Origin of the sequence: Nocardia sp. CY41, assembly GCF_009829325.1 — a bacterium.
Lineage (GTDB): Bacteria > Actinomycetota > Actinomycetes > Mycobacteriales > Mycobacteriaceae > Nocardia.
Map to the genome: position 1 here is coordinate 1 of NZ_VUOS01000070.1, position 8,770 is coordinate 8,770.

The following is an 8,770-nucleotide window of genomic DNA, read 5'->3' on the forward strand; positions in this document are numbered from 1 at the left end:
GCCCTGCTACACCACTACCGCCGCCTGGCCACCCGCTGGGAACGACGCACCGACATCCACCAAGGATTCCTCGACCTCGCCGCCGCCCTCATCTGCTGGCGAAGACTCCGCAACCGAACCTGATAGGAGCTCTTACGGTCCCACGGCTACCTGCCGATGCGTCGTCTCCTGCTGACCGGTCCGCCTGGGACCGGGAAAACGATGACTGCGCATGTGTTGGCCGGTGAATTGCGGCTACCGCTGTTCCAGGTCCGTCTCGATGGGTTGATCACCAAGTTCATGGGCGAGACTGCGGCGAAGTTGCGGTTGATCTTCGATGCCCTCGCCGAAACGTGAGGGGGGTATTTGTTCGACGAGATTGATGCGCTCGCCGGTGAGCGCGGGTCGACCAACGACGTCGGCGAAATACGACGGGTCCTCAACTCATTCCTGCAGTTTCTGGAGATGGACCATTCCGACAGCCTGGTGATAGCCGCGACCAACCATCCACAACTATTGGATCGAGCTATCTTTCGGAGATTCGACGCGGTTATCGACTACCCGCTTCCCTCACCCGGCGTGGCCCGGCAGGTGATCCGCAACCGCCTGGCCCACGTCGGCGTCGGCCGGCTTGAATGGGCCAAACTTGATGCCGAAACCGAAGGGCTCAGCCACGGCGAGATCGCCATCGCCTGCGACACAGCAGCCAAGGACGCGATCCTGGCAGGAGGAAAACAGGTGACCACGGCAAGCCTGCGCGCAGCTCTTCGCGAGCGTCGCCAGCACGCGATCTAACGCGGGCCGGTTCTTGTGGCACAACGAGACAAGCCCCACCTGATTGTTTCGACCGCGCAGTCGGCGCAGTACAGTCCGCCTCCAAAAGGCAACAGTGAGCCACCACCCGACCCGCCTCCCGACCGCGGTGCCCACGGAAGGAAGCTCCGCGGCGACCTCCAGCAGGCCGAGGCTGCCGCTCGCTCGCGGCGCAGCAGTCGAGGCGTGACGGTTGCGGGCGCTATCGAAGGGGTGTATGTCGTCTTCGAAAGTTTTCCCGGTATCGAGCTGGCACTGACCACGTTGGATCCTCAGCAGGGAAAGGTTCGTCCAGAACTTCGGGCCGTGCAGGAAGTCCTCGACGGCAACGGGAATCTGGTGCAGCGAGCCACGGTGTTCGTCCCCGACGGCGCGATGGCCTACTTCTTGCAACGCATTTCCGCCTATCTGGAATCTGCGAGCGAGCAGAAGACAGCAAACAGCCACTTCATCGACCGGATCCACGACATCAGGGCGGCGACTATCGAGAGCTTGTGGACCGACCCACCCCAGGAATTCCCTACCCTGGGCGAGTCGGTCTGGTGGGAGGTGTGGCTGCGCCGCCGCGACGGTGGCGAGGCTGCTCGTATGCGGGAGGCGGGCGAGGGGATAGGTGTGCGTGTCGGTCGTCAGGTGCTCGGCTTCGGCGATCGGTCCGTCGTCCTCGTGCACGGCACAGTCGAGCAGTTGGCGTCGGTGCCCGACATACTGGATGATCTCGCTGAGCTGCGCCGACCGCACGACCCCAGGTCCTTCCTCGCCGACAGTAGCGCCGCCGAGCAGTATGAGTGGGCTGAGGAACTACTGGACCGAATCCAGACCGCAGACCACTCCTCGCCCGCAGTTTGCGTTGTCGACAGCGGCGTGTACTGGGAACATCCACTGCTGAAGACATCGCTCGACGAAAGCGATTGCCAGGCCGCTGACCCGTCGTGGCCGCGCCACGATGACCGCGGCCACGGAACGGAAATGGCCGGGTTGGCGTTGTTCGGCGACCTGGGCAACGCCCTTGCCTCCGACACCACGATCCGGCTCACCCACCGCCTGGAATCGGCGAAGATCCTTCCCCCGCCCCCTGCGGACAACGAACCCGAACTGTTCGGCGCAGTGACCGCCGATGCGATCACATACGTCGAGATCGAGCAGCCGCGCCGGCGCCGCGTGTACTCCCTCGCAGTCACGGCCCACTGGCCTACCCCGCCTCCCGCGGAACGTTCACCGGCGTTGGGGCAACCCTCGTCATGGTCGGCGGCACTCGACGCACTGGCAGCAGGTCGACGTGTCGATATGCGCAACGGGCATCTCACCTTCCTCGAGCAAACCGATGAACCCAACCCCCGGCTGTTCTGTGTTTCGACCGGCAACGTCCAGCGACCAAGGTGGGGCGAAGACCACCTCACTCGCAGCGACACCGAGCCAGTCGAAGACCCGGCCCAAGCATGGAACGTCCTCACCATCGGCGCCTATACCGAGCTCGACACCATGGCCGGCGCACCGGCAGAGTTCGTTGGCTGGACACCGGTCGCGCCACGGGGAGAACTCTCACCGGTCAGCCGAACCTCGCTGCTGTTCGGAAAACAGTGGCCGGTCAAACCCGACATCGTTCTCGAAGGGGGAAACATCGCAAGGTCGCCTGCTGGCACCGATTTCGACAAACCTCCCAACCTACAGCTGCTGACCACGCACGCGCCGATCCCGCCCGGGATGACCAGTCGGCCGTTCACCACTACCCACGCGACCAGCGCAGCAACCGCACAGGCCGCCGCGATGGCGGCCCAGATCACCGCTCGATACCCCTCGCTGTGGCCAGAGGCAATCCGCGCGCTGCTGGTTCACTCCGCTGAATGGACACCCGCGATGAACAGGCAGTTCGCCGCGGAAAACAAGAAAGGGGCACGCGTCGCGTTACTGCGCCGCTACGGCATGGGCGTGCCCGACCTGCTGCGCGCAACCCGCAGCGCATCGGATGCATTGACTCTGATCTCCCAAGCAGTCATCCATCCCTTCGAGCAAGGGAAAATGCGCGAGATCCACTACCATAAATTGCCTTGGCCCGCAGAGGTTCTGGCGGGTCTCGGCGAAGCTCCGGTCAAACTGCGCGTCACATTGTCCTATTTCGTCGAGCCCAACCCGGCCCGACGTGGATGGCGTCAACGCTACAGCTACGCCTCCCACGGCCTGCGGTTCGACATCCGCCGAGCCACAGAAGGCACCGAAGAGTTCCAGCAGCGAATCAACCGAAAAGCGTTGGCCGAAGACGAAAAACGTCCCCCCTCTGCCGAAGAAACCGGAGAATGGTTCTTCGGAAGTCGCCAGCAGCAAGCCGTCGGTTCTCTACACAGCGACATCTGGAGCGCCGCGCCGGGCGTGAAGCGTGTAGCTGTCCTCCTGCGCTGTCACGCGCTCCGAAGCGGTAGCCGTGACAACGGAGATCATAAAGTCCGACCCGGCAGATGCCTGCCACCGCGGTTCAGGTGTCTCGGTGTGTTCTGGGTGCTGCGGGTCACCGCTCACTTGCGGGGGAACGACCACCCCAGGGCCCCCGGTGGGGCACTGGTGAGTCACACGGAAATCGGGTTACAACCAGTGGCGCAGTCGGGTCAGGTCGATATTTCGGACAGTCCCCACGCGCCGAGCGGGTCGCGAGAGTACCAGTGGCCGGTCCACTCCCGACCCGACTCCGGGGCGTCGTAGAACTGGCCGTCATCGGGCAGCTGCGGGGTGTGAGCGTGCACGATGCCGGGCTGGGCGCGGTAGAGGCGGCGGGCGCGTTCCACTGAGCGGGCAGCGTATTCGGCGCGGTAGGCACGCTGGGTGACCAACCACTCCTCGCTCGTGCGCGTGCCGGGCCGGCCGCCGTAGTCGAGGGGGTAGTGCATCTGATACTCCAGCCGCGCCCACTGCTCACCGGCGCGGTCGTGCAACCACGCGATCCACGCGGGAAGTTCTGGCTGCGCGGCAAGCGCTCGGGCAGCGAATCCGGTACCCGCGGTAGGGTTTTTCGGGTCGCGCCGCACCACGGAGGAGTCGATGCGGTTGCGTTCCAGGTCCTTCCAATGCCTACCTCCCATAGCAGACAACTATAGATCTTGATTCGGGTCGGTGGTGCCGGTTCCCCTCAACCGGCCCCCCACCGAGAACGGACGAAAACGGACAGCCAGAGACTGGCCTGAGTCCTGGTCGCGGGTGGTTAATGGGATATGCGGGCCCACCACAGAATCCGAGCAAATATCATCGGGCGCCGCATCGACCAGGAGGCAGCGTCATGCCTATTTCTCCCAATCAGGGCTCGACCGGAGGCGGGACCACGGTCACCATCACCGGCACGAACCTCGCCGGCGCCACCGCGGTGCACTTCGGTTCGAAGCTGGCCACGATCACCGCCAACACGGCCACCTCGGTCACCGTCACCTCCCCATCGGGGGCGGGCACGGTCGCGGTGACGGTGACAACGGCGGGTGGGACCAGTAACCCGTTGTCGTTCTTCTACGTCGGGGCACCGTTCAAATCCAGTTTGTCGCCGGTCTCCGGAGTGACGGCGGGCGGGAACACGGTGACCATCACCGGGACCGGCCTGTCCAGCGCCACCGCGGTCGCGTTCGGCGCGAACTCCGCGACCCCGACGGTGGTCAACGACAGCACGTTGACGGTGACCGTGCCCGCGGGCGCGGCGGCCGGGGCGGTGGGTGTCAGCGTCACCACCGCGGGCGGCACCAACAACGGTCTGTCCTACACCTACGTCGACACTCCCACCATCGGGACGCCGTCCCCGGCGTCGGGTCCGACCTCCGGTGGCACCGCGGTGACCATCCCGGGCACCGGCCTGACCACCACCCAGTCGGTCACTTTCGATGGGGTCGCGGCACCGTTCTCGGTCATCTCCGACGCCTCGGTCGCGGCGGTCACCCCGCCGGGAACCGCGGGCGCGGTCGATGTCGTGGTCACTACCAGCGGAGGCAGCGTCACCGGGACCGACGCGTTCACCTACGTCGCCGGACCGGGCATCTGACCCCGTCGTCCGCGCGGCGCAGCGCGGTCCCCGCAGGACCGCCCCCGCCCGGCCCCGAGGCAACCTACCTGCCTCGGGGCCGGATCCGGTGTCACTACCGCGCGAGCTTCCTTCACCCGAACACCCTTGCCCCACGGCCGGGCCGGGCCGTGGCCTGCTTCAGAAGGAGCACTGTTCCATGGCCCCAACCATCACCTCCCTGTCCCCGACCGCGGGACCCACCACGGGGAACAACAACGTCACGATCACCGGCACCGGGTTCAGCTTTGTGACGACCGTGCGTTTCGGCACGGTCGCAACCACTTTCACCGTCGAGTCCACCACACAGATCACCGCCCTCGCCCCACCCGGATCGGGCACGGTGCAGGTCACCGTCACCACCAGCCCCGGCGGCACCAGCAACGGCGTCCCCTACACCTACGCCGGCGTGCCCACGCTCAGCGGAGTGAGCCCCAACCAAGGACCCACCTCCGGCGCGAACACCGTCACCCTCACCGGCACCAACCTCACCGCAGCAACAGCGGTCACCTTCGGCGCGACCGCAGCCACTTCCTTCACCGTCAACTCCAGCACGCAGATCACCGCCGTCGCCCCGCCGGGGACCGGGACCGTGCAGGTCACCGTCACCACACCCGGTGGCACCAGCAACAGCGTCTCCTACACCTACACCCCCGTGCCCACCCTCACCTCGATCACCCCGAGTTCGGGTCCGGCGGCCGGTGGCACCACGGTCACCCTCACCGGCACCAATCTCACCGGAGCCACCGCGGTCACCTTCGGCGCCACCGCGGCCACCTCGTTCACCGTCAACTCCAGCACGCAGATCACCGCCGTCGCCCCGCCCGGCTCCGGGACCGTGCAGGTCACCACCACCACACCCGGTGGCACCAGCAACGGCGTCGCCTACACCTATATCCCCGTGCCCACCCTCACTTCCGTTGTCCCGAGTGCGGGCCCGGCCGCCGGGGGGACAACGGTCACCCTGACCGGTACCGGTCTGTCCACCGCCACCACGGTCCGGTTCGGGACTACGGCGGCCGCGTTCACGGTCAACTCGAGCACACAGATCACCACCATCGCCCCGCCAGGGACCGGGACGGTCGCGATCACCGTCGTCACTCCCGGTGGCACCAGCAATGGTGTCTCCTACACCTACGCCGCAGTGCCGTCGCTGACCGGTGTGAGTCCCAACCAAGGACCCACCTCCGGCGGCAACACCGTCACCCTCACCGGCACCAACCTCACCGCAGCAACCGCGGTCAGCTTCGGCGCTACGCCCGCGTTCTCGTTCACCGTCGTCTCCGCCACGCAGATCACCGCGACCGTTCCCCCCGGTGTCGCCGGCGCGGTGAACGTCACCGTCACCACACCCGGTGGCGCCGCCACCCTGCCCAGCGCCTACTTCTACCTCTCCATCCCCGCCCTCACCGGCGTCTCGCCAAGCTCGGGTCCGCTCACCGGCGCCAACACCGTCACCCTCACCGGCACCCACCTCCTCGGCGGCACCGCAGTACTGTTCGGCGCCACCGCCGCCACCGCCGCCACCGGGTTCATGGTGGTCTCCGACACCCAGATCACCGCCACGGCCCCTCCCGAAGCCGCCGCCACGGTCGCGATCACCGTCACCACCCCCGGCGGCACCAGCAACAGCGTCTCCTACACCTACCTGCCCGCACCCACCATCACCAACATCAACCCGACCCAGGGACCGACCTCCGGTGGCAACAGCGTCACCGTGACCGGCACCAACCTCGCTCAAACGACCACCGTGCTGGTCGGCGGCGCACCCGCGGCATTCACCATCGTCTCCAACACCCAGATCGTCACCAACCCGCCTCCCGGAGCCGCCGGAGCGACCAACCTCACCGTCACCACACCCGGCGGCACCAGCACACCAGCGGTTTACACCCGAGTCCCCCCACCCGCCATCTGATTCGACAACACCCGCAGTGACGCCGGCCCCGCCAAGAGCCAAAACGTTTCCCCCGAAAGCGCTGCGCCCACCGCTGAGCGATGTGCCGAGGGGCCATCGGCGGTTGTCGTTGGGGCACCGCCCCGCATGGACCGCGACTGAAGCCGCGCCGGATTCGTCGTGCCCAGTGAGGTCCTCCCCAGCGAGGCCGCCGCAGAGCCGAAAGGACCCACCCACCCTGCGATCAGCCCGAGTGGCCCGAGTGGCGCTCCGTCGGCGGCAGCGGAAAACGTTGGCAACCATTCCCGATCGCACCGGCTATGCGAAGTTGACCGTAGGAGCTTTTCGCATCAACCGTCGTCTGGAGAGGAACATTTTTCGGCGGGCCGACCATGTCGGTCAGCCATGCCACAGTTATGCATGTGAGCTACCAATATTCGAGTTTGGCTGTGGCGATCGCTGACAAGTTCTGCCCGCTGCGTCAGTACTTCGATCGGCGCTTCCCGCACATCGGGCCCGTGCAAGCTGACTACCGGGCATCCTCGGGCCCCCTGCTGGTCGAGGGCTCCACAGCGAATCCTGGAACCCTGGGCGGTGCCTTCGGCTTTCTCATGCGTTTCACCCTCGACGCCGACTATCGGCCGCAGGTCGCTGTCGCACACCCAGCGATATCCGGCACGCCGAACTACCTCAGTGAAGTCCTGAAGGTAGCGAGGCTGGCCAGCGGGGCGGCCCATCGGCCTCTGCCGGAGCAGGCGGTCGCGACCGTCATTCGTGCGAGCTGGGCGCTGGCGCTATGCACGCAGCTGTACCGCAACCCCTACACCTTCCCCACCTCCCCGCTGGCCGGTCTCATTCGCGACGGCCGCTTCACCGCCGACACACTGCTCACGCTGGCACCGGACGAGGCGGTCGTGCAGCTGCGAGCGCTCTACATGCTCGCGATAACCGAACTCTGGGAGCTGCTGCTGTCTGCGCCGCCGTCGGCGGTGGCGTTGGGGCCGACGTTCACCGCGTCCCGCTTCTGCCGCGCCGACGCCGACATCATCGTCGACGGTGTGCTGCTCGAACTGAAAACCCGGCTCGGGACCGCCAAGAAGTCACGACGAGCCGACGCGCTGTCACTCGCCGACATCTACCAGATGATCGGCTACGCACTGTTCGACACCACCGACACGTTCCGAATCCACACGATCGCCCTCTACTCCGCCCGCTACGGGGTCCTGCACCGCTGGCCGCTGCAACAACTACTCGACACTCTGGCCGACGAGCCGACCGACCTCGCCACCGAACGGGCCAACGTGCTGAAACTACTCAGCTCGCAGCACGGCCTGACAGCATGAGCTCAATGATCCTTTCCTGGGCCTGAATGTCGTCGACGACGGCGAGCCGGACGTTGTAATCAGCAACATCGCCGAAAACCATCGGTGCAGTTCTCGCCGCAGTTGTGTCGCTGGAACCTTTCCAACCCACCGGTCGAGGTGACGCCCTCGGCCGACTCTTCCAGAGTCCCCGGATGGACCCTGCCCACATGTGCCACCGCACCGTCAGCGCCGTCGACCCCTGCCCGGTTGTCACTCAGGTCAACCGCCGCAGTCTGGGTGCACGAGTCGACTGCAGGCAAAGACAACCGACTCCGTTCACCCGATCTACGACAAAACAAGATCCCCGCGCCGGGCAACCCACGGCCGATTACTGGCTGATGGCCACCAACGCCTGGCCGTGAAGAACCTGACCATCCGGTCTGCCAGGCCGGACTCGAAAATTCGACGAGCATCCTCGATTTCGCGCACATTCTAGTGAGCTGGTGTCAACAACCTGCCCGGCCCCAGCCGCTCGACGCCCTGCTAATTTGCCTAAGCCAGCAGCTGCTCGGCCAGCCTCTTGTGATCCACCGCCGAACGATCGCTCAGCGGCGTTTGTTCATGTTGGGAGTGTCTGATCTCCGGTGTATCTGATCTCGGTCTGACTGGCCGAGCCTGAGGGTTCGGCGGGAAGGATCATTTGATGTCGGAGACACTCGAATCCGTGGTGGATGCGGTGGATCAGAAGAAGCT

Annotated in this window: 5 protein-coding genes and 1 pseudogene; 5 read left to right on the forward strand and 1 reads right to left on the reverse strand. The window is 66.0% G+C overall.

All coding sequences use genetic code 11. The features are described from left to right. Positions 1-156 precede the first annotated feature (156 nt). Together GVY64_RS36045 and GVY64_RS36050 are read left to right on the forward strand one after the other, a co-directional pair. A pseudogene (locus tag GVY64_RS36045) lies at positions 157-774 on the forward strand (AAA family ATPase). Between the two features lie 204 nt (positions 775-978). Then, positions 979-3,486, forward strand: coding sequence for a S8 family peptidase (locus GVY64_RS36050; RefSeq protein WP_236567528.1), 2,508 nt, complete (start codon positions 979-981; stop codon positions 3,484-3,486). Here GVY64_RS36050 and GVY64_RS36055 read toward each other — a convergent pair. Then, positions 3,393-3,863, reverse strand: a complete 471-nt coding sequence (locus GVY64_RS36055) for a hypothetical protein (protein ID WP_159851055.1) — start codon at positions 3,861-3,863, stop codon at positions 3,393-3,395. The genes GVY64_RS36050 and GVY64_RS36055 overlap by 94 nt on opposite strands. 194 nt (positions 3,864-4,057) lie before the next feature. On the opposite strand from GVY64_RS36055, the gene GVY64_RS36060 reads away from it, so the two are divergent. From GVY64_RS36060 to GVY64_RS36070, 3 genes are all read left to right on the forward strand, one after another. Then, on the forward strand, positions 4,058-4,801 hold the full coding sequence (locus GVY64_RS36060) for an IPT/TIG domain-containing protein (RefSeq protein WP_159851056.1): 744 nt from the start codon (positions 4,058-4,060) through the stop codon (positions 4,799-4,801). Positions 4,802-4,979: 178 nt separating this feature from the next. Next, complete coding sequence (locus GVY64_RS36065; protein WP_159851057.1) at positions 4,980-6,734, forward strand: beta strand repeat-containing protein; 1,755 nt, start codon at positions 4,980-4,982, stop codon at positions 6,732-6,734. A 428-nt stretch (positions 6,735-7,162) separates the two neighbouring features. Then, positions 7,163-8,056 carry a hypothetical protein gene (locus tag GVY64_RS36070; protein WP_159851058.1) on the forward strand — a complete coding sequence of 298 codons (894 nt, stop codon included), beginning with the start codon at positions 7,163-7,165 and terminating at the stop codon, positions 8,054-8,056. The last annotated feature ends 714 nt before the right edge of the window (positions 8,057-8,770 follow it).

What these genes read in the sequence shown, in the direction of transcription:
- GVY64_RS36055 (WP_159851055.1), bottom strand. Translation starts at nt 3,863, where the DNA reads ATGGGAGGTAGGCATTGGAAGGACCTGGAACGCAACCGCATCGACTCC.
- GVY64_RS36060 (WP_159851056.1), top strand. Translation starts at nt 4,058, where the DNA reads ATGCCTATTTCTCCCAATCAGGGCTCGACCGGAGGCGGGACCACGGTC.
- GVY64_RS36065 (WP_159851057.1), top strand. Translation starts at nt 4,980, where the DNA reads ATGGCCCCAACCATCACCTCCCTGTCCCCGACCGCGGGACCCACCACG.